The following is a 25,442-nucleotide window of genomic DNA, read 5'->3' on the forward strand; positions in this document are numbered from 1 at the left end:
TTGTACGTTTTAAGCTTAAAGCTAAGGCACAAAGCCTAAAGCTTTTTATTATCTTACTTATTACTTTAAGCATTAAGCCTTTGGCTTTTTGCTTATTATTCGCTCCTTAAACTTTTTACCGGGTTAGCCAGCGCCGCTCTGATGCTCTGATAGCTTATGGTGAGCAGTGTTATAACAATGGCTCCCGCACCGGTTATAGCAAAAATCCACCAGGAAAGTTCGGCCCGGTAAGTATAGTGTTGCAGCCAACCATGCATAAAGTAGTAGGCAACCGGCGTAGCTATAAACAAGGCGATAATCACCAGCAATACAAAATCCGTCGACATTAAGCGCCAAAGACCAAATACACTAGCACCCAATACTTTACGCACACCTATTTCCTTTACCCTTTGTTCAGCTACAAAAGATGCCATGCCAAACAAGCCCAGGCAGCTGATAAAAATAGCCAGCAGGGCAAATGAGCTTGCCAGCTTGCCTATCCGTTCTTCGGTGGCAAATTTCCGGGCATAGGCTTCGTCAGCAAAGCGGTACGAAAACGGAACCGACGGCGAATAGGTTTTACACACGGTTTCGATCTTACTGAGCGCATCATGAGTGCTCATATTCGGGTTAATTTTAATGAGGATGTCATCCATAACATCACGGCCAATACGGAAGATGGTTTGCTTAACCGGTTCATAAGGCGACTCCATCACCATGTCTTTCACTACACCAATTACAGTCATATCCCATTTTCCAATACGTACTATTTCACCGATAGGCTTTTTCAGTCCCATATACTTTACGGCAGCCTCATTCAGCACAATCGCTGTAGAATCGGCAACAGACCGGCTTGAAAAATCGCGGCCATTTGTAAACTGCCAGCCCACCGTTTTTCCATAGTTGGTGTTAACCATAATATTACCAAAAAATGAGGTCATGGATGGATCTTTTCCTTTCCAGGAAATATCACCCCGATGATTGTTTATCCCGGTTGTGGAGCTGGATGATTCCGAAATTTCGGCTATGGCTCCCGATTGAAGCAGATCGGCTCGTAGGGCCTCAAAATGTTTATGCAGATCATCGTTGGTTACTTCGATGGCAATAAGGCCGTCACGGCTGTACCCCACCGGGCGGTTCTTGGCAAATTGCACCTGTTTAAAAACTATAATAGTCCCGATGATGAGAATAACAGATACCGTAAACTGAGTTACCACCAAAACCTTACGCGGCAATGCGGCAAACCGGCCCGCTTTAAAAGTGCCCTTCAATACTTTAACCGGATTAAATGACGAAAGATATAAGGCCGGGTAAAGCCCAGAGATTGTACCGGTAAATAATGTAAATCCAATACCAGCTGCCCAAAAGAGCGGGTTGCTCCATAAAATAGTTATTTGCTTATTGGCCACCTCATTAAACCAGGGCAGCGCCAGCCAAACCAGTAATAACGATAAACCGAAGGCCAGCGCAGCGATCAGGAACGATTCGGAGAAGAATTGCCCGATCAGCTGCCCGCGTAATGAGCCTACTGCTTTACGTATCCCCACTTCCTTGGCCCTCTTTTCGCTGCGGGCCGTGCTCAGGTTCATAAAATTAATACAGGCCAATAGCAATACAAATACCCCAATGATACCGAAAAGCCACACATACTGAATAGCCCCCCCGGTATTAACACCGTTTTTAAATTCGGCATATAAATGCCATTTGCTCATAGGCTGAAGAAATAACTGGGGGTTGAACTTTCTATCTTCCCGTTCCAGCTTATTGAGCTTAACATTTTTTATTTTTTCAGATATTTTGGCCATATCCGCATGATCGGCTATCTGCACATACATGAACAGCGAATTATCGCCCCAATCAGTTGGCGACCGGTCATTACCCGGCGCATGGATATAATATTCCCACGGGCCGATAAAAGCGACATCGTGCAAAGTGGTGTTACCCGGCAAATCCTCATAAACGCCCGAAACCTTAAAACTTTCGTTATTATCCAGCCTGATTATCTTGTTCATCGCGTCGGCATCACCAAACAATGCCTTGGCTACCGATTGCGAGATGAGGATAGACGAACGATCTGTCAATCCGGCACGCGATCCCTGCAGCATCCTGAGCGAAAATATCTCGGGGGCCTCGGCACCCATAAAATTCCCTTTAAAGGAAAGCTTTTTATCGGCAACGTTTAGAATATGGCTGTTTGTCCATGACGATAGGGCCAGGTGTTTAAAATCGCTCCCATAGCTTTTGCGCAGCTCCGCATCCAAAGGCAGGGGGATTGGTTCGCCTGTGTTGATCGTGCCATTAAAAACTTCGTTTTGCATTACTATGGCTACACGGTCATAGTTTTCATGATATTTATCAAACGATAGCTCATCATATATCCACAACCCGATGAGCACAGCCACTGCCATACCCACGGCCAGGCCACCAACATTGATAAAGGACGAAGCCTTATTTTTAATCAGGTTTCTCCAGGCGATCTTTAAATAGTTCTTGATCATGATGTCTTTAAATACTAAATCCTAAAACATAAATTCTAAATCCGAAACGTCGAAGACCTCTTGAACACCATTAAAAACAATTAATAGTGAAAATTCGAACATCCCAATTCCGAAATCGCATTATTCGCTCTTTAAACTTTTTACCGGGTTCATCAACGCGGCTTTAACGGCCTGGAAACTTACCGTAAACAAGGCTATAAGCACCGCCAGCGATCCGGCTAAGGCAAACATCCACCAGCTTATATTGATGCGGTATACAAAGGCTTGCAGCCATTTACTCATACCCCACCAGGCTATTGGCGTGGCAATTACCAGGGCTACTACAACCAGTTTTAAAAAGTCTTTTGATAGTAAAGCCACTATACCTGATACACTAGCCCCCAATACTTTACGAATACCGATTTCCTTACTCCGCTGCTCGGCGCTAAAAGCCGCCAAACCAAACAACCCCAAACACGAAATAACAATAGCTACCAATGTAAATGAATTGATGATCTGCGACAGGGTAGCCTCATTTTCATATTGCTTTTGCACCTCTGTATCCAGGAATGAATATTCAAATGGAACTTCAGGAAGATCCTTATGCCATATGGCCTCCATTTTTTTGAGCATAGCTTTATAGTTTGAACTGTTTGCTGAAACTACAATGCAGTTAAGCTCGTTTTGATGGCCATCATAAACCAGCATAAAAGGTTTCACTTCGCTGTGCAGGGAATTATAATTAAAATCCTTCATCACGCCGGCCACTTCAACAAACGTTACCGGATCGGGATCGTATTGGGTATATAACCGGGTACCGGGTGCGGTTTGTGGATTTAATCCTAAACGTTTAGCCAGTGTTTCATTGATGAGTACCCGGCTCGAATCACCGTGCCTGAAATCGCGCCCGGCTATCAGTTTGATGCCATTTGCTTTGGCAAAGTTTTCATCGGTATTTATATTTTGTGCATCTATAGCCGTTGCCATATTACCACCGGCCAGGTAAACACCATGATCATGTGGCACAAACTGGCCCAGGTAGTTATCGGCATTACTAACGGCCTTTACCTCGGCCATTTGTTTCAGGTCGTTTGTAAAAACGGGCATCTTGGCCTGGGTGCCGTTGGTATAAAAATTAAAGATCAATTTTTGGTTCTTATCAAAACCAAGGTCCTTATTTTTAATATAATTGAGCTGCGTGTATATAACAATGATACCGGTAACCAGCACAATGGACAAAACAAACTGAAACACCACCAGCGACCGGCGGATGCCCGCAGCCGAAATATGACTGGTAAAATTGCCCTTGATCACTTTTATAGCCTTAAAGGCCGATAAATAAAATGCGGGATAACTGCCGGCCACCAAACCGGTAATGGTTACCAGGCTTAACAGCATTATCCAAAGTTTGTAATTGGTAAAAAATGACGGGTGTATATCTGACCGGGTTATCTGGTTTAAATAAGGCAACAGCAAGATAAGTAATGGCAATGCGATAGCTACCCCTATCAAGGCCAATAAAAACGACTCGCCCAGGAACTGTTTGATCAGATCGGCCTGGCCGGCGCCAATTACCTTACGTACACCTACTTCCTTGGCTCGTTTGGAGGCGCGGGCGGTGGATAGGTTCATGAAATTGATGCAGGCTATTACCTGTATCAGTACGGCTATCAATATTAATATGTACAGGAAGGATGGATCAAGTGTTTTGGTAAGCTCATGCTCAAACCCGGGTGTTGTATGGATAGTTGATACCTGTTGCAGATGCAGCACTTTTTTCATGCCTATCTCTCTAAATTGCGCGGCGCCATATTTATTTAAAAAATCGGGCAGTTTTTTTTCCAGCGTAGTTACATTAGTGTTGGGCTTTAGTTTAATATAGGCATACAAAAAATTGTTTCCCGCCCAGGTATTGTTTTGCCTGATATATTGGCCTAAGCCTCCGCTATTCATAGCAAGGAACATATTGGCATGGATATGCGTTTTCCCGGCACTTTCATCAACCACACCGGTCACCTTAAAATCATGCTTGCCGAATGAATTATCAATAGATACCATTTTACCCACCGGATCTTCGGTACCAAAAAGTTTATCAGCAACAGGTTTTAAAAGCACAAGCGAATAAGGCTCGGCTAATGCTTTTAGCGCATTACCAGCAACAAAATGATAGCTGAACATATCAAAAAAGGTAGAGTCGACATAAACAGCCTCCTGCTGATAAAATGATTTTTCTTTATAACGCAGCAAATGTTGTTTAGCGCCAAACCCCTCGGTGTTGGCCACCCGGGTAAATTGCTGCACTTCGGCAAAATCATTTTTCATGGCCGGAGTTATGGGCGGCGAACTTGTTGCCGTATGATGCTTATCGCCGGTCAACTCCAGGTCGGTGGTAACACGGTATATGCTGCTTACATCCTGATGATGCTGATCATAACTATACTGATCCTGTACATACAGCAAAATATACAGGCAGCATAAGGTGCCCGTAGCTAAACCAATAATGTTTATAAAGCTGAATGTCTTGTTCTTCAGCAAAAACCGCCACGCCGTTTTTAAATAACTTTTTATCATGACTCTTAAAATTCTAAAAACTAAATTCTAAACCCGAAATCGAACCTCCAAGATTCGAAATTCAATGGTTACTCGCTCCTTAAACTTTTCACCGGGTTTATGAGCGCTGTTTTAGCAGCCTGGAAACTTACCGTCGCCAGGGCTATCAGGATGATCATACCACCGGATAAGGCGAACATCCACCATTGGATACTGGCATGGTAAGCAAATCCCTGTAGCCATTTGTCCATAGCATACCAGGCTATTGGCGAAGCAATGAGCAGGGCAATTACTACCAGCACCAAAAATTCGGACGATAACAGGTTGAAGAGCGAACCAACGCTGGCTCCCAGCACCTTGCGTATGCCAATCTCTTTCACCCGTTGCTCGGCGGTGAACATAGCCAGGCCTAACAGCCCCAAACACGAAATAAAAATAGCCAGCAGCGCAAATACATTAGCCAGCTTGCCCACTATCTGCTCGCTTTGATATAGGTTCTGATATTCTTCGTCAGAAAAAGTATACGTAAATGAAAATGCGGGATTAATTTGTTTGCTTAAAGATTCCAAACTGGCCAAAGCCTCCTTCGTTTTACCAGCCTCTGTCCGAATCAATAGATTGTCGAAATTTTCTGCTTTTCCAGACCACAGGATCAGCGGATTTATTTGCTCATGCATAGAGTTGAGGTGAAAATCTTTAACCACCCCAATGATTTTACCTTTTTGCCCCCATAAACTTAAAGGCTGTCTAATGGGGTTGGTGTAACCCATTCTTTTCGCGGCTGTTTCATTAATGATGTAACCGGAGGTATCTGTAGGGAAATCTTTAGAAAAATCGCGACCGGCAAGCAGCTTTAATTTCAGGGTGCTTATAAAATCAAACCCAATGGGAGTTTGTACAAACCTGATGCTAACGTTAGGGTCTTTCCCTGTCCACTCCACACCAACAGTACCATTATCAATTATAGTAGGGTTTGAACCCGAAATGGTTACCGATTTGATTCCCGGCATCTTTAAAGCTTCGGTCTTGAAAACTTCATAGGCCGAGCTGAGGGCTCCATTTACAGGCATGTATACCAGGTTGTCGCGATCATAACCCAGGTTGCGGGATTGGATAAAGTTCATCTGCCGGGCAACAACAATAGTTCCGATGATCATAACAACCGATAGTACAAATTGAAATACCACCAAACCTTTACGGAATAATGTTGTACCGGAATCTAACTTAAGGGTACCTTTTAAAACTTTAACCGGGTTAAATGACGACAGGAACAGCGCCGGATAGCTACCCGATACCAAACCAGTTATTAGTGTGATGCTGATTAATTTTAACCAAAAACCAACCTGCTCAAATGGCAGCCCGATATGTTTTTGGGTTAGCTGATTAAACAGAGGCAACAGCAACATCAACAATACTAAAGACACTATGACGGCCAGCGCAGTTACCAATAACGATTCGCCAATAAATTGTTTGATCAGCACAGAACGTACAGCACCTACAACCTTGCGTACACCTATTTCGCGTGCCCGTTTAACAGAGCGTGCTGTGGTGAGGTTCATAAAGTTGATACAGGCTATCAATAAAATAAAAACTGCTACTATGCCAAACAGGTGAACATATTCAATTCGCCCGCTATTAAAAGTAGTACCCGAGAAATTACCATACAGATATTTTTGATCGTAACGCTGTATATCAAGATCTGTAGTAAAAATCCCCTTTTTTTGGCCGGTCTGATAATTATTCAGAAAGTGGGTTATCTTTTTTCTAAACACCTCAGGGTTGGCATTAGCTTTTAGCATTACAGTGGTGCGCGGCCAATTGTTATCCCATTGTTTAGCTCCGGGATGTTCTATCTGAAAAGCATCCCAATTAATGATATATTCAAATTTTTCTAATGTATTGGCTTGTAGGTTTTCAAATACAGCACTTATTTTAAAATCTTTTTTGTTTTCAAAACGAATGGTTTTGCCGATAGCTGCCTGCGTGCTGCCATAAAAGTCCTCGGCCATTTTACGTGATATAGCTATGCTTAATGGCGAACTTAACGCAGTTTGCACGTTACCCTGAAGAAGCGGAAAACTAAACATTTTAAAGAAATCAGGACTTGCCGCACCTCCTCTAAGTCTGATTATCTTATCCCCCACCATGAAGGTATTGTTATCATTATATACCCCATTTATGGCATACTCTATCTCTGGAAACACCTTTTTCATTTCAGCTGCGAGTATTCCCGGGGTATTATACTGTCCAGAAATTTTATGATCAAAGTACCGGCGCTCATAAACATTATACAAACGCGCTTTATTTTTATGAAAAGCATCAACGCTTAGCTCATTTTGCACCCAAAGCATAATAAGCAGGCTGCAGGCCAAACCAATGGACAAACCAGCTATGTTTATAAACGTATGCACCTTGTTCTTTACCAAATTGCGCCAGGCGATTTTTAAATAGTTTTTGATCATACAGCAAGCTTATAATATTAGGTACCCCTACTCAGGATAAAATATTGTGCCACATATTTAAAATACTAATAATCAAATATTTAAACAATAAAATCTACTCAAACTGTTCGAATCCGTACAGGTGGTGTTCGCTTTTACGCGGTATATGTTAAAATAAATTATATCTGTCGTAACATATAGTACGCTTAAAACGTCATAGCAACTTTGAGCTAATTTGTTTAAACTGATGGTGTGCTAAATTCACTATTGTGCCTTCGGTTTGTATTTATTGAGTACAAAATACTAATATTGTTATATGACTGATCTGAAACCAATTTCAACGTTGCTGTTATCGTGCGCGCTAACGGCAGCCCTTACCTCATCGTATGCGCAACAGGCGCCAAAACCGGACGATCCGGAAATGAAAATTTACCGTGCGGTACCCACCAAGGTTAACGACCTGATACACACCAAGCTCGATGTTCGCTTTGATTATAAGAAGCGTTACCTGTACGGTAAAGAATGGGTTACCTTAAAACCTCACTTTTACCCAACCGACAGTTTAAGACTGGATGCCAAAGGCATGGATCTTAAAAATATATCCGTGGTGAAAAACGGTAAAAACATTCCTTTGAAATTTACTTATCAGGACAGCCTTTCGGTAGCTATCAAACTGGATAAGGTTTACCATAACAACGAAAATTATACCATTTACATTGATTACACCGCTAAGCCAAACGAATTAAAAGCCAAAGGCAGCGCTGCTATCAACGATGCTAAAGGTTTATATTTTATTAACCCCGATGGTACCGAAAAGGATAAACCAACCCAGATCTGGACACAAGGCGAAACCGAAAGCTCATCGGCCTGGTTCCCGACCATTGATAAGCCAAGCCAAAAAACTACCGAAGAGATCACCATGACTGTGCCTTCCAAGTACGTAACGTTATCCAACGGCAAACTGGTTTCGCAAAAAACCAATGCCGATGGTACCCGTACCGATTACTGGAAAATGGATCTGCCGCACTCTCCATATTTGTTCATGATGGCCGTGGGCGATTTCAAGATCTATAAAGACAAATGGCGCGATAAAGAGGTAAACTATTACCTGGAGCCCAAATACGCCCCTTACGCCAAAGAAATATTCGGGTTTACACCCGAGGCGATCGAGTTTTACTCCAAAACCCTGGGTGTTGATTATCCATGGAACAAATACGCTCAGATTGTAGTGCGCGATTATGTAAGTGGCGCTATGGAAAATACCACAGCTACTTTACATGGCGAGTACGTGCAAGGCACTCACCGTGAACTGCTCGATGCTTACTATAACGACGGCCGCAGCACTATTGTGCATGAACTTTTCCATCAATGGTTTGGTGATTATGTAACCGCCGAAAGCTGGAGCAACCTCACCGTAAACGAATCATTTGCCAACTTTAGCGAAACCCTCTGGGCCGAACATAAATACGGTAAGGATGCTGGCGACGAGCATAACCATAACCAGATGCTGGAGTATTTAAGATCGCCCGACGCTAAAAATAAGGATCTGGTACGCTTTCATTATGACGATAGGGAAGATGTTTTTGATGTAGTTACTTACCAAAAGGGCGGTCGTATTTTAAATATGCTGCGTAACTATCTGGGTGATGCCGCCTTTTTTAAAGGACTAAATATCTACCTCAAAACAAACGCTTTCAAAAACGGTGAGGCCCAGCAACTGCGCCTGGCCCTGGAAGAAGCCAGCGGGCTCGATCTGAACTGGTTCTTTAACCAGTGGTACTATGGTGCCGGTCACCCGGTATTAAGCATCAGCTACAAATGGGATGATGCCACCAAAACCCAAACCGTTTACCTGCAGCAAAACCAGGATGGACAAACCTTTAAATTACCCATGGCTATTGATATTTATGCCGGCGGTAAAAAAGAACGTCATAAAGTTTGGATGAACGACAAGGCCGATACCTTAACCTTCCACGTAGCTACCAAACCCGACCTGGTGAATGTGGATGGCGATAAAATTTTGCTGGCTAAAAAAACCGATAATAAAAGCATAGAGGAGTTCTCTTACCAGTACTTCAACGCCCCTTTATATATGGACAGATACGAAGCTATTGAAGCTGCCGCTGCCAATCAAAAGGAAAAAGCCAATCAAAAAATTATCATAGCCGCCTTAAAGGATAAATACTATGGCCTGCGTATCAAAGCCATCAAAGCATTAAACCTTACTAATGATGATATCCGTACCGCGGCACAACCTATATTAGCATCGCTGGCCCAAACCGATGATAATACGCTGGCCAAAGCAGCGGCTATCTCCGCTTTAGGCAAGCTTAATGCCTCCGGCAATGCAACGCTGTTTAAACAAGCCATCAACAGCGAATCATACGCGGTGCAGGGAGCGGCTTTAACAGCACTTAGCCAGGTAGATGCTCCTGAAGCTTTAAAACAGGCCAAAGCTCTTGAAAAAGACAACAAAGGCGCCTTAACAACTGCCATATTTAGCCTGTACGCTACAAAAGGAGGCGTTGCCGAATGGCCCTATGTATATGATACTTTTAAAAATGCTACGGTTAACAACAAGTTCACCAGTGTAAGAGTATTTGCCGATCTGACCGGCAGAGTTGAAAAACCGGAATACGCCCAACAGGGTATTGCCGAACTTAAAGAGTTTGGTATTAAATACAAAATGTACGGTGCCGATAAGTTTGTAGCTACTTTAATGCAAACTATCAAAACACAACGTACACAGTTAAATGATACCGCATCAGCCACAGCTGCAGATAACGTAGCCAAGGAGCTTGGTGGAGATGCCAAATAATTTTCACCATTATTTAAACAAAAAGGCCGCTATAAATAGCGGCCTTTTTGTTTTATCCCTTCCACTCGTCATTGCGAGAAGGAACTACGTGTGTGTATTTTAGTGTACCAATGTACCTACAGCTTCGCCCTGGGCTATTTTCATAAAGTTGCCAGACTCATTCATGTCAAATACAATGATAGGTAGTTTATTTTCGCGGCAAAGGGTTATGGCGGTCATGTCCATCACATTAAGGCCTTTGTCATAAACTTCCTGGAAGGATATCTCGTCATAACGGGTAGCTGATGGATCCTTCTCCGGATCGGCGGTATAAATACCATCAACACGGGTACCTTTCAGTACCACATCGGCTTTAATTTCAATAGCGCGTAGCGAAGCGGCTGTATCGGTAGTGAAATAAGGATTACCGGTACCGGCGCCAAATATCACAATTTTGCCTACCTCTAAATGGTGCATAGCACGGCGGCGGATATAGGGCTCGCAGATCTGCTCCATTTTGATGGCAGATTGCAGGCGGGTTTCCACGCCAATACTTTCCAGCGCGTTTTGCAGTGCCATACAGTTAATTACGGTGGCCAGCATACCCATATAATCGGCCTGGGCACGTTCCATACCCGATTTCTCGGCACTTAATCCCCTGAAAATATTACCGCCGCCAACAACAATCGCAATTTCAATACCTGCATCATATACGTTTTTAATGTCATGGGCATATTGCAATACCTGGTTGTTATCAATACCGTATTGTCTTGCGCCCATCAGCGATTCGCCCGAAAGCTTGAGTAAGATTCTTTTATACTTCATCTGGTGTGGTTTGTTATGAATAGAAATAGATGTAATAGGAATAGACAGAACTTGCTTGCGTTTATATCATGAATTGATAAAGCTCTGTTCATATAATGGGTAGTCCGGCAAAAATAAAGAATAAAAGCCAGTGTTAAAATTTTATGTTGTCTTTGTTAAAAAAATAGGCACTAATGTGCGCTAATTGAATCGAATTCCATGAATTACTTTCTTAATTTGTGAATTTCGCAAAAATTCGCACTGATTCGTGCTTATTAAAATTCGGTTCAATTAGTGCTTTAATAGTTCTCCCTTCAGTATAGTATCCTTTACTTCATAATCAGCGTTAAAAACAACCAAATCGGCATCAAAGTTTTTCTCAATTTTACCTTTTTTGGCTTGTTTAGCTAATTGTGCCGGATATAGGGATGCCATATTTACCGCTTCGGCAAGGTCAATACCTACCTTTTTTACACAGTTTTCAACCGCTTTGAGCATGGTTAGGGTTGAGCCAGACAGTGTGCCATCGGGCATAGTATACCTGTCACCCCTTAATTCATGCTGATAAGCGCCCTCTTTTGTGCTGGTAACCGCATCGGTTATTAAAAAAAGCTTATCGCCCAGTTCGCGTTTGGCCAAACGGATCATAGCAAAATCAACATGGACGCCATCGGCTACCACGCTGGTATACGGCCGCTCTTCAAAAATAGCGGGGATATAGCCCGGTTCGCGGTGGTGCATTTGCGGCATGGCGTTAAACAAGTGGGTTACGGCCTGCACCGGTTTGTTCAAAAATGATTTTCCTTCGGCATAAGTGGCATTGCTGTGGCCCGATGAAATAATAATGCCCTGGTTAAACAGGTAATCGATCACTTCCTGATCCTGCAACTCAGGCGCAATGGTGATCATTTTGATCACACCATCGGCACGTTCCAACCAGCTTTTCACTTCAGCAAGCGTAGCTTTCTTGATAAACTTTTCGGGATGCGCGCCGCGTTTCGCCGGGTTCAGGTATGGCCCCTCCAGGTGCAACCCCCAAAAAGCGCCTTTACTTTGTGTGCGATATATTTTGGCGGCATCGATACCTGCTTCCACAATATCATTGGTATTGGTACCAATGGTAGCAAACACACCAATGGTGCCCTGGTTTAACAGGTCGTTTTCCAATTGTGCCAACGCTTCAACGGTTGGTTTACCAGCAAACAGCTGTCCGCCGCTGCCATATATCTGCAGATCAATAAATCCCGGGGCCAAATAATAACCCTGTAGATCCTTCTTTACAGCATCCTGTGGGATGGCCGTATCGGCAATAACATCAATGATCTGTCCGCCGGATATTAAAACGGCCTTACCTTCGGTGATCTGGCCACCAGAAATCAATTTAAGATTGTGAAGCGCGATGATAGACATGATTTAAAAAATCAAAATGTTAATCTTAATAAAATATCTTATCCAGAGCGGGGGACTGTGCGATTCCCCTCTTGAGAGGGGTGTAGGGGTGTGTTATCTTTCGCTCGCAAAACACACCCCAGCAAACGCTCAGTCTTACGCGCCCCCTCTCAAGAGGGGATGAGCTAAATAATATTGCAAAAAAAATCCCCCTCGTTAATACGAGGGGGATAAAATATTTAAGCTCCTAAAGCTACTCGCTTAAAGGCGGTTACTGTTAAGCCTTTTTCAATAGTGCTCAGGAACTGAGCAACACTTTTTGAAGAGTCTTTTACAAACTCCTGGTTTAACAGGGTTGAGTCTTTATAGAATTTGTTCAATTTGCCGGCAGCAATTTTTTCAACCATTTCTTCTGGCTTGCCTTCTGCACGGATCACATCTTTAGCAATTTCAAGCTCACGCTCAATTACTGATGCATCTACACCGTCTTTATCAACTGCGATAGGGTTCATAGCAGCAATTTGCATCGCTACGTCTTTACCAGCCTCGTCAGCACCAGCCGGGTTAGCATTTAAAGCAACCAATACACCTAAACGGAAGTTACCGTGGATGTAAGCGATAATTTTTTCGCCGGTGATCACTTCATATTTAGATACACCAATTTTTTCACCAATTTTACCGGTTTTGTCAATAACAGCTTCACCAATAGTAGTGGTAGCCGCATCAACATCTATAGAAAGGGCATAAAGCTCTTCAATAGTTTTTGGTTGAGCTTCAACCGCTTTGTTTGCAATTTCGTTAGCAAAAGCGATAAACTCAGCATTTTTAGCCACGAAATCAGTTTCGCAGTTTAGTTCAATGATCACACCGGTTTTACCATCAGCAGAAGTGCGTGAAATAACAACACCTTCGTTTGATTCTCTGTCCTGACGGCTTGCTGCAACTTTAGCACCTTTTTTTCTTAAAAAATCGATAGCTGCTTCAAAATCACCGTTAGTTTCGGTTAATGCTTTTTTGCAATCCATCATACCGGCACCAGTTTGCTGGCGCAGTTTGTTTACGTCGGCTGCAGATATTTGTACTGTAGACATGTTTTTTTGAATTTTAAGTTTTATGTTATCGGTTGTGAGTTTAGGCTCAAAATTAGTTGGCCTGTATAACCTGCAACTATTTTTAATATTAAAACTATGGACTGTAAATTGCAATTACAAGCATAAACTTATAATCCTGCAGCCCATAAAAGTTAAAAAGTCGTAAGTATGAAGTCCAAAGTCTAAATACTTCAGACTCGCGACTTCGTACTTACGACTTCAATATTACTCTTCTGTTTCGGCAGCAGGAGCTTCGGTATCGGCATCAGCCACAACGTCTGCTACTTCAGCAGTTTTGCGTGCTCTTTTACCACCTTCAGCTCTGTCAGCTACTTCAGGAGCATCAGCTTTTGATTTAGCAGCTGCTGCTTCTTTTTCTGCTTCGTCTTCTTTTTCGCGTTTGCGCTCATCTAAACCTTCTTCGATAGCTTTGATGATAATGCTGGTGATCAATGAAATTGATTTGGTAGCATCATCATTCGCCGGGATCGGGAAGTCGATGTTTGAAGGATCAGAGTTGGTATCAACCATAGCAAATGTAGGGATGTTCAACTTTAATGCTTCAGAAACCGCGATGTGCTCTTTCTTAACGTCGATCAGGAATAATGCAGCAGGTAAACGGTTCAGATCAGAGATACCACCTAAAAGGGTTTCCAATTTAACGCGCTCACGCTGAATCATCAGACGCTCTTTTTTAGAAAGGTTGCTGTAAGTACCGTCTTTAGTCAATTTATCGATGTTTGACATCTTTTTGATCGACTTACGTACGGTTGCAAAGTTAGTTAACATACCACCTAACCAACGCTCGGTGATGTATGGCATGTTTACGCTTTTTGCATAATCGGCAACGATATCTTTCGCTTGTTTCTTTGTAGCTACGAATAATACCTTACGGCCTGATTTTACAATTTGTTTTATAGCTGCAGCAGCTTCTTCAACCTTAGTTAAGGTTTTATTTAAATCGATAATGTGGATACCGTTGCGCTCCATGAAAATGTACTGTGACATTTTCGGATCCCATTTGCGGGTAAGGTGACCAAAGTGTACACCTGCATCCAGTAAATCCTGATATGTTGTTCTTGCCATTTTGTTGTCCTCCTTTGATTAACGTTTACTGAATTGGAATCTCTTACGTGCTTTCTTACGACCTGGTTTTTTACGCTCAACCATACGGTCGTCACGGGTCATAATACCTTTAGCGCGTAGTGAAGGTTTCTTTTCAGGATCAAGTTCAACAATGGCTTTCGCAATAGCTAAACGAACGGCTTCTGCCTGTCCTTTAATACCACCACCTGCAACATTTACTTTAACATCAAATTTTCCGGTTGAACCAGAAACCTCAGTGCTCTGAGTAACGATGTATTGTAATGGCAATGTTGGGAAGTACTCTTTGTAATCTTTACCGTTTACGATGATCGCACCATTTCCTTCTGAAAGGTAGATGCGGGCAACGGCTGTTTTTCTTCTGCCTGAAGTGTTAGTTGTTGGCATTTTTTTTCTCCTTTAAAAATAAAAAGTTAAATGGTTGTTGGGTTTTGTGCTGCATGAGGATGCTCAGAACCTGCATATACATACAGATTACCAAATAATGCTTTACCCAAACGATTTTTAGGTAACATACCACGCACCGCTTTTTCAATTACGCGTGTTGGATGTTTTGCCATTAACTCCTTAGGAGAAATGAAACGCTGACCACCTGGATAACCAGTGTAAGAAACATATTGCTTAGCGCTTAATTTGTTTCCGGTCAACTTTACCTTGTCTGCATTGATAACTATTACATTATCACCGCAGTCTACGTTCGGGGTGAAATCTGGCTTGGTTTTTCCACGAATGATCATTGCGATCTTTGTAGACAAGCGCCCCAAAATCTCGCCTTGTGCGTCAACAACAACCCATTGTTTGTTAACGGTTTTTTTGTTGGCTGAGACAGTTTTGTAACTTAACGTATTCACTTGCTTTAAATTAAATTGTTTAAACGTTTATTATACCCCGCATTTTCGGGACTGCAAAGATACAGCTATTTATGTTATTAACAAATGGTTTTGAGGAAAATATTGCAATGGAAATTAATGTATTGTCTGAACCTTGATCAACTCCGTTGAGGGCTGCGCCGTTTTTAGGATTTAAGGATTGGCATGATTACCCGTTTTCTGAAGATTATACATTTATTAAAGAGCATTATTTTTCAAGAAATCCTAATCCACAAAAAGAACACAAATAAATCCGAAATCAAACATCTTAATTCCGAAATCTGAATTAATGGCGTTGCCTGCGGCCCGGGCTATCCGCTCATACTGCTCAGGCATTAGCCACAGGCCGGTATCCGCTGCGATCCCTAACGCGAGGTTTGTCTGAACCTTGATTTTTCGGATTAAAAGATTACCCTGATTTCCTCTTTATTCGATTAAAGTTTTTGTCATCCTGAGGCACGAAGGATCTATTCTATAATTGAAAAGCTCAATAATAGATGCTTCACTCCGTTCAGCATGACAAAATAATAATAGTATATGATAAATCTTCTTCCCCGTCAGCAGATAAGCTTCGGGCGAAAGCGGGCAGAACAATGCTGGCCTGTGCGGCTGCGGGGCATAGCAAGTTTTTGCTGAAGCGCAGGGCGATGTGCGAACGAAGTAGGGCAAAATAATTGCAGCCCTGGTTCTGCCCGATTTGCAGGGCAAAGGCCTGTGAGCGCAAGGAAGCATTTCTGCTGAAGCCTTTTTGGTTACTTTTGTGGCTACATACGGCGAAGCCTTCTTGAGTACCAAAAAAAACAAACCACAACGAAAAACGTGACTGGCCCTCCCGCGGCCAAGAGCGGGTATACGCTTAGTAAAGCCGCCCTGTATAGCATAGAGATTGCTTCGTTCCTCACTTTTGGTAAGACGCTAAATATTCTTGATTACATTTATCGCTAATATTGTAATAAATGAAATGGATCACCCGTGAACGCCCGAAGATCGACCGCATCGCCTGTCCCTGGCTGATCAGGCGCTTTATTGACGCCGAAGCAGAGATCATTTTTGTGCCGTTTGACCAAGTATTGCTAAAGGCCAATGAGTTGGGCGCAACTCCTTTTGACCTCCCTCATGTGGAATACACCCATTACGAAGATCAATGTACTTTCGACTACTTTATTAAAAAGCACCAGCTTAAAGACGCGGCATTAAACAGGATCGCCGCTATTGTTAGGGGCGCGGATACTGACCGCCATGATTTTGCGCCACAATCTGCCGGGCTGGAAGCGATCTTTTCTGGTTTAGCTTACAATATTAAAAACGACCAGGAATTGCTGGATTTGGGGATGACCATTTATGATGGCTTGTACAGTTGGGCCAAACACCTGCACCAACTAAAACATACACAGGCAGGCCCGGTTGAGCAAATGCTGCTCGAAGTATTTAATAAGTATATCAAACAAAGCAAGTCTAAAAAAGCACCTGAATGGGCTAAAGAGCTCAAAGAGATAATCCAGGATCAGCTGGATACCAATATGACCCTGAGTCTGCAACAGCTATCTGATGAATTGGAGATCAACCCGGCCTACTTGTCACGTGAGTTCTCCAAATATTTTGATAACCTTTCCTTTGGTGATTATATCCGTAAGCTGCGCATTGACAAAGCCAAAAGCTTAATGGATACCACTGATTATTCACTGACAGAAATTGCGTACCTCACCGGCTTTTCAGATCAGAGCCATTTTACCCGGATATTTAAAAAACAGACCGGCGAAAACCCTTCCGTTTACAAAAGGAATAGTGGTAAAAGTAAAAAGGATACTAAATAGTCAAATCCATACAATTTAAAGATTTACCAAGTGGGTAGTATTGCATTTTAACCAATACATCTCATGGAAACAAACCAATACACCCGCAGGCAAGCCTTACAGGCTAGCGCCGTTTTGGGAGCAGCTTTACTATTGCCTGTTAGTTATGCCAATTCAGTTACGCTGCCACCAGGCAAAACCCCGCCTTTAACAGCCGATGAGATAGCGGCTATTGATACTGCTTTAGGTAAGAAAGGCAGCTACAAAGATACCGAGCAGGTTTATACCACACCATTACCACGCAACGACCTCAGGATGAAGATCAAAGGTGAACCAATACCTATTCCCTTTGGTTTCGGCGGCTGGGTATCGTTCAAGAAAACCGTCGACGGCAAATCTGCTATGGTGATGAGCGACACGGTATTACAAATGGAAGAAGTTAACCCGCTGATTTCTGCTGCCCATGCTAACGGTTTAGAGATAGCCGCTATCCATAACCACTTTTTTTACGAAGAACCACGCATCTTTTATATGCACATCCATGGCATCGGTACAGTAGCCGAGCTAGCTAAAAAGTACGCCGATACGATCAGGGATAGTAAATTATTCCCGGCTAACCAGCCCGTGCCAACTGCACCAGCTACCATTACCGGCAAAGAGAACTTTGACCTGCCGGCATTGGATGCCATTGTCAGGTACACGGGAACCGTAAACGGCCCCACTTACAAGTATACCATTGGCAGGGCCGACCTGAAGATTATGGCGATGGGTGTGGAAATGACCACCAACATCGGGTTGAACAGTTGGGCATCCTTTGCAGGCAGGCAGGATGATGCGCATATCGCGGGAGATATAGCCATGCTGCAAGGTGAAGTGAACAGCGTGATCGAAACGTTGCGGGCGCATAACCTCGAAGTGGTAGCCGTGCATAATCACATGCTGGGCGATGATCCCCACATGATCTTCCTGCATTATTATGGCCGTGGTAATGCCACTACACTGGCACAGGGGTTTAGGGCAGCATTAGATGTGCTGGGCAAAAAAAACGGAGACATGAGTAATATGAAAATGTAATGAAAGAGCAGGTTGTTAAACCGGCTTATTCCCTATGGGATATTACTATTTATTTCCTGAAGTTGGGTACCTGGGGCTTTGGCGGGCCGGTAGCTTTGGTTGGCTATATGCACCGCGACCTGGTGGAAGATAAGGGCTGGCTAACCGAGGAAGAATATAAAGAGGGTCTGGCCTTAGCACAACTGGCGCCAGGGCCTTTAGCTGCGCAGTTGGGTATTTATATCGGATTTGTACACTACAGACTGATTGGCGCTACATTAACCGGTTTGGCTTTTGTGTTGCCATCATTTATCATGGTGGTGCTGTTAGGCATGGCTTACCAGTTATATGGTGGTTTAGCCTGGATGCAGGCGGTTTTCTATGGTGTAGGGGCGGCTGTAATTGGTATTATTACCATGAGTGCCTATAAGCTAACCATTAAGTCCATCAGTAAATTTGAACCTGCGGCGATGAAATCCAAGTGGCTGTTATGGTTATTTTATATAACAGGCATAGTCGTTACGGTCATTACGGAACGCGAGGAGATCCTTTTATTCCTGGCCTGTGGTATTTTATATATGGTTATCAAAGCACCACCGCAATGGCTCAAAAAACGCTCCGTTTTGCCAACCGGCATATTGGTCGGTACGGGCTTCTGGAAATACGACGGCAAAAACTTGCAAGAGATCGCCTGGTTCTTCGCTAAAGCGGGGGCATTTGTTTTTGGCAGCGGCCTGGCTATCGTGCCCTTCCTGCATGGCGGGGTGGTTAAAGAGTTTGGCTGGCTGAACGAACACCAGTTTATAGACGCAGTTGCTGTGGCCATGATCACGCCAGGCCCTGTAGTGATCACGGTTGGCTTTATCGGCTATCTGGTGGCCGGGTTTCCAGGCGCCTGTGTGGCCGCTTTAGCTACATTTTTACCATGTTATTTATTTACGGTTGCTCTTGCGCCTTCATTTAAGAAGATAGCGAAGAATACCAGCATCAAAGCTTTTGTAGATGGTATCACGGCTGCCGTGATCGGGGCTTTGGTTGGCTCAGTTATTGTTATCGGCTTGCGTTCCATCATAGATATTCCAACCGCATTGATTGGCTTAGCTGCCGTTTTAGCCCTCATCTATATCAAAAAGCTACAGGAACCTTATATCATCGGGCTCGCCGCAATCATCGGCATCCTGATCAAAACACTTTAATATGCCAAAACGCCTTACCACAACGTTGTTATTATTGATTTTTTTTAGAATAGGTTTCGCCCAGCAGCCCAACACTTATCCAAAAGTAACAGGTTATTTTAGTATCCTCAATCCAGTTGGCAGCTGGACAAAAAATGGGTTTACCAGTAACTTCGGGAATGTTTATACCATAGGTTTTCCCTTTGGCGTCAATATTTTAAAGAGCGATCATTTCGGTGTCAGCTTTGAAGTTGCTCCAGCTATCCGCACGGAAAAGAATATATCAAAGGTGAACACTGTACTATTCCATCCTGGCGCCATGTTCCGTTTTAGGCATGGGTTTACCTTTATCGGACGAATGGCCTTTGAAACCAATGGGCGCTTTGGGATAACGCCCGTATTTAACCAGATTATTAAAAAGGGTAAGGTTGCCAGCTTTTTTATTTCCGTTCCGTTTCCGGTAAGGTTCGGCAATGATCAGCCAACATCAATCGGTACGGGATTACAATTGGGCGTTTCTTTTTAACTTTATTATCCAAGCTCGACACGGCGTTGGTTATTCTCCCTAAATTTTTGTATATCTATATAAATCAGCAGCCCGGTTAGCGTTGAATAAGCTATCCGGGCTGTTTTGTTATGAGTAAAGCTAATCTCAAAGTTGCTATTTCAGGAGAGATAGGTGTGGTTTAGGATGACATGTTAAAAAATTCATTCCCAGGATATTCCTTGTAATCCTACCGGCAAAAATAATCTTCACAACCGTTTTCTATAAACACGCATCGCAAAGAGATAAGCACAAAACATAATTGTAATGCACCATGCCAGGGCTACCCATATCTGGTTGCCTACCGGCTGATTATAAAGCAGTGCGCGGATGGTTTCAACTATTGGTGTCACCGGCTGGTGCTCGGCAAAGGCCTTAACACCCGCTGGCATCGATGTGGTGGGTACAAATGCAGAACTGATTAATGGCAGGAAATGGATAGGATAGGCGATTACTCCTGCACCATCCACCGATTTTGCGGATAGCCCGGCAATCGCCGCGATCCAGGTTAGCGTTAGTGTAAACAGAGCCAGTATTCCGGCTATAGCAAGCCACGATAGAAAACCTGCTGATGAACGAAACCCCATTAAAAGCGCTACGAGAATGATCACCACAAGCGAGATCGCATTGGATACAAGCGAGGTGAGCATGTGCCCCCACAGTGGAGCCGACCGTGCTATCGGCATGGAGTGAAAGCGCTCGAATATGCCCCGTTGCTTATCCAAAAACAGGCGGTAAGATACATAGCCTGCACTGTTTGCAATGGCAACCAGCAGTATGCCGGGCAACAGGTAATTCACATATTTATCCGTACCGGTTTTAATAGCACCACCTAATACGTAAACGAACAAAAGCATCATGGCGATAGGCATAATGGTAACCGTGATGATGGTGTCCAGGCTACGGAAAACATGACGCATAGAGCGGATGAGCATAACGCCCATGTCTATAAAAAAGTAGTTCTTCATCTTAATGGTTTCCATTTTATTTATCCTCCTTTTTATTACCAATGATTTTAAGAAATATGTCTTCCAGTGTCGGCTGTTTTTCAATGTATTCAACCTTTGCCGGTGGAAAAAGCTTTTTCAATTCGGCAAGGGTGCCACTTACAATAATCTCACCCTCGTGAAGAATGGCAATCCGGCTGGCAAGCTGTTCTGCCTCCTCCAAATATTGCGTAGTGAGGAATACCGTTGTACCACTGCCGGCCAGTTCCTTAATAATTTTCCAGACTTCAATACGTCCCTCGGGGTCAAGACCGGTGGTTGGCTCATCCAGGAAAATAATTTGTGGGTTCCCAATTAAACTCATAGCGATATCGAGCCTGCGGCGCATACCGCCAGAATAAGTAGAAGCCCTCCGATCAGCCGCATCACTTAAACCGAAACGTTGCAGCAGATCATCAGTTACCTCGCGCGGCTGGCTTAGATGTCGTAACCGGGCAATCATGACCAGGTTTTCCCGGCCGGTCAAAACTTCATCCACCGCGGCGAATTGCCCTGTCAGGCTGATCGATTGCCGCACGTTGGCGGGCATTGAAGCTACATCAAATCCATTTACGGTAACCTGCCCGCCATCTTTCTTCAGCAGTGTGGTTAGGATCTTAACAATGGTGGTTTTTCCTGCACCGTTGGTGCCAAGCAAGGCAAAAATATTGCCCTTTTCCACCTCAAAATCTACATTTTTCAGGACATGGAGCTGCCTATAGGACTTTTGCAGCCCTTTCACTCGAATTGCATTCTGCATATGATTCTCTTTTAAATAAATGTGACTTTTGACAGATCAGCCCCCAGCCCTTTGAGTGTGGCGTAGGTCAATTTATCCATCATTGCATCGTCGAAACGGATGGTTTTTATTGCACGGTAATATCTGTTGGTGAGTGCGTATGGCGACCGAAACGACACACAATTTAACGTCGCGCCATTAAAACTGACGTCGGTTAACGCGGAATTGTGGAATTTAACACCGGTAAAAACTTGTTTATCAAAACACAACCCGCTTAAATCGGAGTAATTAAAATCTACCCCATCAAAAACACAATTTTCGAATATTGTTTGCCTCAGGTCTGTCTTGGTTAACTTTACATCAATCAATTTAGCATTGCTAAATTTCGCACCGGTTAATGCCGATCTGCTGAATTCTGTTCGCACCAGGATAGCCTTGTTAAAGCGAGCCTCCGTAAGGTCGCTTACAGATAATGTACAATCCGTCAGATTCGCCTCTTCAAAATTGGCTGCACGTATATCGCTACCGCTAAACGAGCTGCCGGTCAAATCAGCTTTTGTAAAGTCAGAACCACGCAGCGCGCTCCCATTAAATTTGCTTTTATGCGCTTTAACACCCGCAAAGTCACTCTTTACTAAATCGCTCCCACTAAAATTTGTCAGCAATTGTAGTTCCCCAGGGTCTGATGGGTCAGCTATCTCTTGTTTTGTTTGATCTACATCACCGTTAGCGGCTACCTTATAAAGTCTTACATCTTCTGGAGGTTGCTGATTTTCTGAAAAATAGTTAAGATCAACGCCCAGGATTTTTGCCAGTTGATTTAGAGTTATAACATCTGGCAGCGACTCTCCGCGTTCCCATTTGCCAACCGCTTGCGCACTTACAAATACATGTGCGGCAAGGCCGGCTTGCGACATGTTGATTTTCTTCCGCGCCACTGCAATTTTGTTACCTATCATTTTTGTGTCCATATACTAATCTTTTGTTTTAGTCTTTCGACATAGCAAAGGTAATCAGCATCTTAGCCAGATTTTGCACAAATCCAGATCATATTAGTTGTAAACCCGCTACTTATGGTTGCTTTTCAGTAACCATAAGTAGTATATAACGCATTCAAATGTTTCGGCTTACAAATTGAACAAAATCACACCGAATACCTTACTTATTGGACATCGAAACAAGTTTGGCATAAGATTGGCCATTCTCCCAAAATTTTCGTATCTTTATATCAATGCCGGCCCGGTTAGCGTTCTACAAGCTAACCGGGCTGTTTTGTTAAGATCAAAACAAGGCCCCAAATTAGCCAATGCCAACACAGCTCATTGATAATCAGAAAATTAATACTTTTTAAAGTTTCAAAAACACGCAAAAATCATGTTGGAATTTTGTTAAAAAATGTTAAAATCGATGTTTTTAAAACATTTATTGAGGCAAAACAGGCCGTTTTTGGTCAAAATTTGTTAAAATTCAAGGTTTAAAAAGTTTTAACGGCTACTGTTTCTTAAAATTTAACAATCAATTATCGGGGTAGTATTTAAATCGTAACCAGATAATTCTATATTAGCTCAACTCTAAATAATTAAACTGATTGACCCCGTCTGTTTACCGCTATGCGCTTATGTTATGCCTGCTGCTCCTGAGCGCGAACATCCTGTTGGCGCAAAAGAGTACTGTCACAGTCGATTCACTGGAAAACCAGCGGGATGCCAATGGCATTTTGAGTTCATTCTTCAGTGGTAAGCCCTCCAAAGTAGATACCGGTAAAAAAAAGAAGCCATCCACCTGGTCGGTATTACCATCAGCAGCCTATAATCCCAGCGTGGGTTTTGCTATAGGGGCTATTACATCGGGCGGCAAGTATTTTGGCAACCCCGAAAATACTACCATGTCGGTAATTAACGCGGGGGCATATATCTCTACCAATAAGCTCTCTACGTTTGAGTTCAAGCACAACGCGTTCTCGTCCGAAAACAGGTGGAACCTGCAGGGGGTGATGCAAATTGGTAAAACTATAGCAAAAGATAATGGCCTGGGTACTGGCCGCCGCAGCTTTGGCGAGGGCGATTTTCATATGGGCGGCCAGCATTACGAAAACAATCCCGATGAATACCCCGTGCGGTATACCTATATCAAGATCAATGAGCGCATATACCGCAAACTGGCCAACCATATTTATGCGGGAGCGGGGCTCAGTTTTAACTTTTACAGTCATATTGACGACGACCGAAAAAACATCCCGATAACAGCCACCCATAACTTTCGGTACAGTATTAAAAACGGCTATTCGCCGGACGCTTATGCGGCCAATGGTGTATTGGTAAACTTTCAGTTTAATAACCGCGATCAGCCCAACCGGCCATTCCGGGGTATTTATGCCGATATTATTTTAAAAGAAAATGAAACCTGGCTCGGCAGCGATCGTAAAGCCCTGCAACTGAGGGTTGAATTCAGGAAATACTGGAGCCTGTCTGACAGTAACCCCGAGAAAGTTTTGGCTTTCTGGCATTGGGCCAATTACCTGCTTAGCGGCTCCCTCCCTTACCTTGATCTGCCTGGTACGGGCAGCGATGCTTATGGCCGTATCGGAAGGGCATTTATTATTGGCCGCTTTAAAGGCATGTCTTTTGTGTATAATGAAGCCGAATACCGCTTCCCGATAACCACCAACAAACTCCTAAGCGGTGTTACTTTTGTCAATATCGAATCGGCCAATAATCAGCGTAATATTAAATTGCTCCGATACTGGGAACCAGGAGCAGGGGTAGGGCTACGTTTGCTGTTCAACAAATATACCCGCTCTAACCTCTGTATTGATTATGGCCGGGGCAGCTATGGCTCGAGCGGCTTCTTTTTGGGGCTAAATGAAGTGTTTTAATATAAAGGCCCCAAACAGGGCCATCAATTTTACGATACAGATACCTGGTAAAACAAAAGAGGCGCAAAATTTGCGCCTCTTTTGAGGAATATTTTAGCTATTGCTTAGTTTTGGTAAAGTGTAGCCAAACCGCCATCATGATGATGAACTGGTGGAGTTGTAAATCTTGAGCCTTTGGTAAATGCACCAAAAATCACCAGTAAGCCACCCATAATAACCTGTGGCCAAAATGTTATGTGAGCATAATCATATATCCATGGTGAACAAAACAGGAATGAGCCACCAAATACATCCAGGAAAAAATGCATCTGTAAAGGGAATTGTTTGATAAAACCAAACTGGTGGTTGCTAAAAATAGCCATGATCAATTGGAACCATCCTAAGATCATAGGTAACAATAAAGCAGCTCCTATTTTATGACCTCCAAAACCAAATAACCATGGCGAAGTCAATAATACTATAGCGATCACGTAGTTAAAAGTCGCATAAAGTGTTGGTGAAATAAAACTTTTCATTTTAAACGAATTGTATAATTTATCTGTATAAATATATGTGTATCAAAAATCGTGTCAAAGCTAAACAATTATACAGGCATTTGGTACTAAAATGTGCATAATATAAAAAGCTATAATCAATTTAAATAAGCTACCTTTAACTGGTTGCCCTAAAAACGCTCAAAGATATACCGTTTTTAAATTAATGCAATCATTTTCTTCTCTAAACCGGACATCAACTGAATTGATCCGGAAAATACCAACGTGAACAGCACTTAATAA

The 25,442-nt window shown here is 43.1% G+C and carries 19 protein-coding genes; 6 read left to right on the forward strand and 13 right to left on the reverse strand.

The window, feature by feature from the left end:
• Positions 1-95 precede the first annotated feature (95 nt).
• The 3 genes from ACTJKG_RS00995 to ACTJKG_RS01005 form a co-directional block, all read right to left on the reverse strand.
• Positions 96-2,477, reverse strand: a complete 2,382-nt coding sequence (locus ACTJKG_RS00995) for an ABC transporter permease (protein ID WP_172336111.1) — start codon at positions 2,475-2,477, stop codon at positions 96-98.
• A gap of 120 nt (positions 2,478-2,597) precedes the next feature.
• A complete protein-coding gene (locus ACTJKG_RS01000) occupies positions 2,598-5,027 on the reverse strand; it encodes an ABC transporter permease (protein ID WP_172336110.1) in 2,430 nt (809 codons plus the stop codon).
• A 68-nt stretch (positions 5,028-5,095) separates the two neighbouring features.
• Positions 5,096-7,468, reverse strand: coding sequence for an ABC transporter permease (locus ACTJKG_RS01005; protein ID WP_440738104.1), 2,373 nt, complete (start codon positions 7,466-7,468; stop codon positions 5,096-5,098).
• A gap of 295 nt (positions 7,469-7,763) precedes the next feature.
• Here ACTJKG_RS01005 and ACTJKG_RS01010 point away from each other — a divergent pair, with 295 nt between their 5' ends.
• Positions 7,764-10,265 (forward strand): M1 family aminopeptidase, encoded by a 2,502-nt coding sequence (locus ACTJKG_RS01010; protein ID WP_440738105.1) that lies wholly within the window; start codon positions 7,764-7,766, stop codon positions 10,263-10,265.
• A 99-nt stretch (positions 10,266-10,364) separates the two neighbouring features.
• Here ACTJKG_RS01010 and pyrH read toward each other — a convergent pair whose 3' ends face one another.
• From pyrH to rplM, 6 genes are all read right to left on the reverse strand, one after another.
• A complete protein-coding gene (pyrH, locus tag ACTJKG_RS01015; protein ID WP_172336107.1) occupies positions 10,365-11,069 on the reverse strand; it encodes a UMP kinase in 705 nt (234 codons plus the stop codon).
• Between the two features lie 270 nt (positions 11,070-11,339).
• Complete coding sequence (gene nagA / locus ACTJKG_RS01020) at positions 11,340-12,458, reverse strand: N-acetylglucosamine-6-phosphate deacetylase (protein WP_440738106.1); 1,119 nt, start codon at positions 12,456-12,458, stop codon at positions 11,340-11,342.
• 218 nt (positions 12,459-12,676) lie between these two features.
• The gene (gene tsf / locus ACTJKG_RS01025) at positions 12,677-13,528 is read right to left on the reverse strand and encodes a translation elongation factor Ts (RefSeq protein ID WP_172336105.1); all 852 of its coding nucleotides are present in this window, start codon (positions 13,526-13,528) and stop codon (positions 12,677-12,679) included.
• 225 nt (positions 13,529-13,753) lie between these two features.
• The gene (gene rpsB / locus ACTJKG_RS01030) at positions 13,754-14,614 is read right to left on the reverse strand and encodes a 30S ribosomal protein S2 (protein ID WP_440738107.1); all 861 of its coding nucleotides are present in this window, start codon (positions 14,612-14,614) and stop codon (positions 13,754-13,756) included.
• Between the two features lie 18 nt (positions 14,615-14,632).
• The gene (gene rpsI, locus ACTJKG_RS01035; protein WP_076371737.1) at positions 14,633-15,019 is read right to left on the reverse strand and encodes a 30S ribosomal protein S9; all 387 of its coding nucleotides are present in this window, start codon (positions 15,017-15,019) and stop codon (positions 14,633-14,635) included.
• 26 nt (positions 15,020-15,045) lie between these two features.
• Entirely contained in the window at positions 15,046-15,483 is a 438-nt protein-coding gene (rplM, locus tag ACTJKG_RS01040) for a 50S ribosomal protein L13 (RefSeq protein ID WP_166092725.1), read from the reverse strand.
• A gap of 974 nt (positions 15,484-16,457) precedes the next feature.
• Here rplM and ACTJKG_RS01045 point away from each other — a divergent pair.
• From ACTJKG_RS01045 to ACTJKG_RS01060, 4 genes are all read left to right on the forward strand, one after another.
• Positions 16,458-17,315 carry a chromate resistance protein ChrB domain-containing protein gene (locus tag ACTJKG_RS01045; RefSeq protein ID WP_440738108.1) on the forward strand — a complete coding sequence of 286 codons (858 nt, stop codon included), beginning with the start codon at positions 16,458-16,460 and terminating at the stop codon, positions 17,313-17,315.
• Positions 17,316-17,378: 63 nt separating this feature from the next.
• The gene (locus tag ACTJKG_RS01050; protein ID WP_440738109.1) at positions 17,379-18,368 is read left to right on the forward strand and encodes a DUF1259 domain-containing protein; all 990 of its coding nucleotides are present in this window, start codon (positions 17,379-17,381) and stop codon (positions 18,366-18,368) included.
• Positions 18,368-19,543: a chromate transporter gene (locus tag ACTJKG_RS01055; RefSeq protein ID WP_440738110.1), complete on the forward strand. Its 1,176-nt coding sequence runs from the start codon at positions 18,368-18,370 to the stop codon at positions 19,541-19,543. Before ACTJKG_RS01050 ends, ACTJKG_RS01055 begins: the two co-directional genes overlap by 1 nt.
• A gap of 1 nt (position 19,544) precedes the next feature.
• Positions 19,545-20,048, forward strand: coding sequence for a hypothetical protein (locus ACTJKG_RS01060; RefSeq protein WP_440738111.1), 504 nt, complete (start codon positions 19,545-19,547; stop codon positions 20,046-20,048).
• A gap of 227 nt (positions 20,049-20,275) precedes the next feature.
• Here ACTJKG_RS01060 and ACTJKG_RS01065 read toward each other — a convergent pair whose 3' ends face one another.
• The 3 genes from ACTJKG_RS01065 to ACTJKG_RS01075 are packed head-to-tail and all read right to left on the reverse strand — an operon-like array spanning position 20,276 to position 22,762.
• The gene (locus tag ACTJKG_RS01065; protein ID WP_172336098.1) at positions 20,276-21,049 is read right to left on the reverse strand and encodes an ABC transporter permease; all 774 of its coding nucleotides are present in this window, start codon (positions 21,047-21,049) and stop codon (positions 20,276-20,278) included.
• A 1-nt stretch (position 21,050) separates the two neighbouring features.
• Positions 21,051-21,812 (reverse strand): ABC transporter ATP-binding protein, encoded by a 762-nt coding sequence (locus ACTJKG_RS01070; protein ID WP_172336097.1) that lies wholly within the window; start codon positions 21,810-21,812, stop codon positions 21,051-21,053.
• Between the two features lie 11 nt (positions 21,813-21,823).
• Positions 21,824-22,762, reverse strand: coding sequence for a pentapeptide repeat-containing protein (locus tag ACTJKG_RS01075; RefSeq protein ID WP_440738112.1), 939 nt, complete (start codon positions 22,760-22,762; stop codon positions 21,824-21,826).
• Between the two features lie 617 nt (positions 22,763-23,379).
• Here ACTJKG_RS01075 and ACTJKG_RS01080 point away from each other — a divergent pair.
• A complete protein-coding gene (locus tag ACTJKG_RS01080; RefSeq protein WP_172336095.1) occupies positions 23,380-24,666 on the forward strand; it encodes a BamA/TamA family outer membrane protein in 1,287 nt (428 codons plus the stop codon).
• A gap of 104 nt (positions 24,667-24,770) precedes the next feature.
• Here the strand turns inward: ACTJKG_RS01080 and ACTJKG_RS01085 are convergent, their stop codons facing one another.
• Entirely contained in the window at positions 24,771-25,181 is a 411-nt protein-coding gene (locus tag ACTJKG_RS01085; protein ID WP_440738113.1) for an SPW repeat domain-containing protein, read from the reverse strand.
• Between the last annotated feature and the right edge of the window lie 261 nt (positions 25,182-25,442).

Source organism: Mucilaginibacter sp. 22184, from assembly GCF_052045695.1.
In the GTDB taxonomy this organism is placed as follows: Bacteria; Bacteroidota; Bacteroidia; order Sphingobacteriales; family Sphingobacteriaceae; genus Mucilaginibacter.

Excerpts from the sequence above, each read along its gene's own strand:
- ACTJKG_RS01075 (WP_440738112.1), bottom strand. The coding sequence starts at position 22,762 with ATGGACACAAAAATGATAGGTAACAAAATTGCAGTGGCGCGGAAGAAA.
- pyrH (WP_172336107.1), bottom strand. The coding sequence starts at position 11,069 with ATGAAGTATAAAAGAATCTTACTCAAGCTTTCGGGCGAATCGCTGATG.
- nagA (WP_440738106.1), bottom strand. The coding sequence starts at position 12,458 with ATGTCTATCATCGCGCTTCACAATCTTAAATTGATTTCTGGTGGCCAG.
- ACTJKG_RS01005 (WP_440738104.1), bottom strand. The coding sequence starts at position 7,468 with ATGATCAAAAACTATTTAAAAATCGCCTGGCGCAATTTGGTAAAGAAC.
- ACTJKG_RS01000 (WP_172336110.1), bottom strand. The coding sequence starts at position 5,027 with ATGATAAAAAGTTATTTAAAAACGGCGTGGCGGTTTTTGCTGAAGAAC.
- ACTJKG_RS01055 (WP_440738110.1), top strand. The coding sequence starts at position 18,368 with ATGAAAGAGCAGGTTGTTAAACCGGCTTATTCCCTATGGGATATTACT.
- tsf (WP_172336105.1), bottom strand. The coding sequence starts at position 13,528 with ATGTCTACAGTACAAATATCTGCAGCCGACGTAAACAAACTGCGCCAG.
- ACTJKG_RS01010 (WP_440738105.1), top strand. The coding sequence starts at position 7,764 with ATGACTGATCTGAAACCAATTTCAACGTTGCTGTTATCGTGCGCGCTA.
- ACTJKG_RS01085 (WP_440738113.1), bottom strand. The coding sequence starts at position 25,181 with ATGAAAAGTTTTATTTCACCAACACTTTATGCGACTTTTAACTACGTG.
- ACTJKG_RS01050 (WP_440738109.1), top strand. The coding sequence starts at position 17,379 with ATGGAAACAAACCAATACACCCGCAGGCAAGCCTTACAGGCTAGCGCC.
- ACTJKG_RS01060 (WP_440738111.1), top strand. The coding sequence starts at position 19,545 with ATGCCAAAACGCCTTACCACAACGTTGTTATTATTGATTTTTTTTAGA.
- rpsB (WP_440738107.1), bottom strand. The coding sequence starts at position 14,614 with ATGGCAAGAACAACATATCAGGATTTACTGGATGCAGGTGTACACTTT.
- ACTJKG_RS01070 (WP_172336097.1), bottom strand. The coding sequence starts at position 21,812 with ATGCAGAATGCAATTCGAGTGAAAGGGCTGCAAAAGTCCTATAGGCAG.
- ACTJKG_RS01045 (WP_440738108.1), top strand. The coding sequence starts at position 16,458 with ATGAAATGGATCACCCGTGAACGCCCGAAGATCGACCGCATCGCCTGT.
- ACTJKG_RS01065 (WP_172336098.1), bottom strand. The coding sequence starts at position 21,049 with ATGGAAACCATTAAGATGAAGAACTACTTTTTTATAGACATGGGCGTT.
- ACTJKG_RS00995 (WP_172336111.1), bottom strand. The coding sequence starts at position 2,477 with ATGATCAAGAACTATTTAAAGATCGCCTGGAGAAACCTGATTAAAAAT.
- rpsI (WP_076371737.1), bottom strand. The coding sequence starts at position 15,019 with ATGCCAACAACTAACACTTCAGGCAGAAGAAAAACAGCCGTTGCCCGC.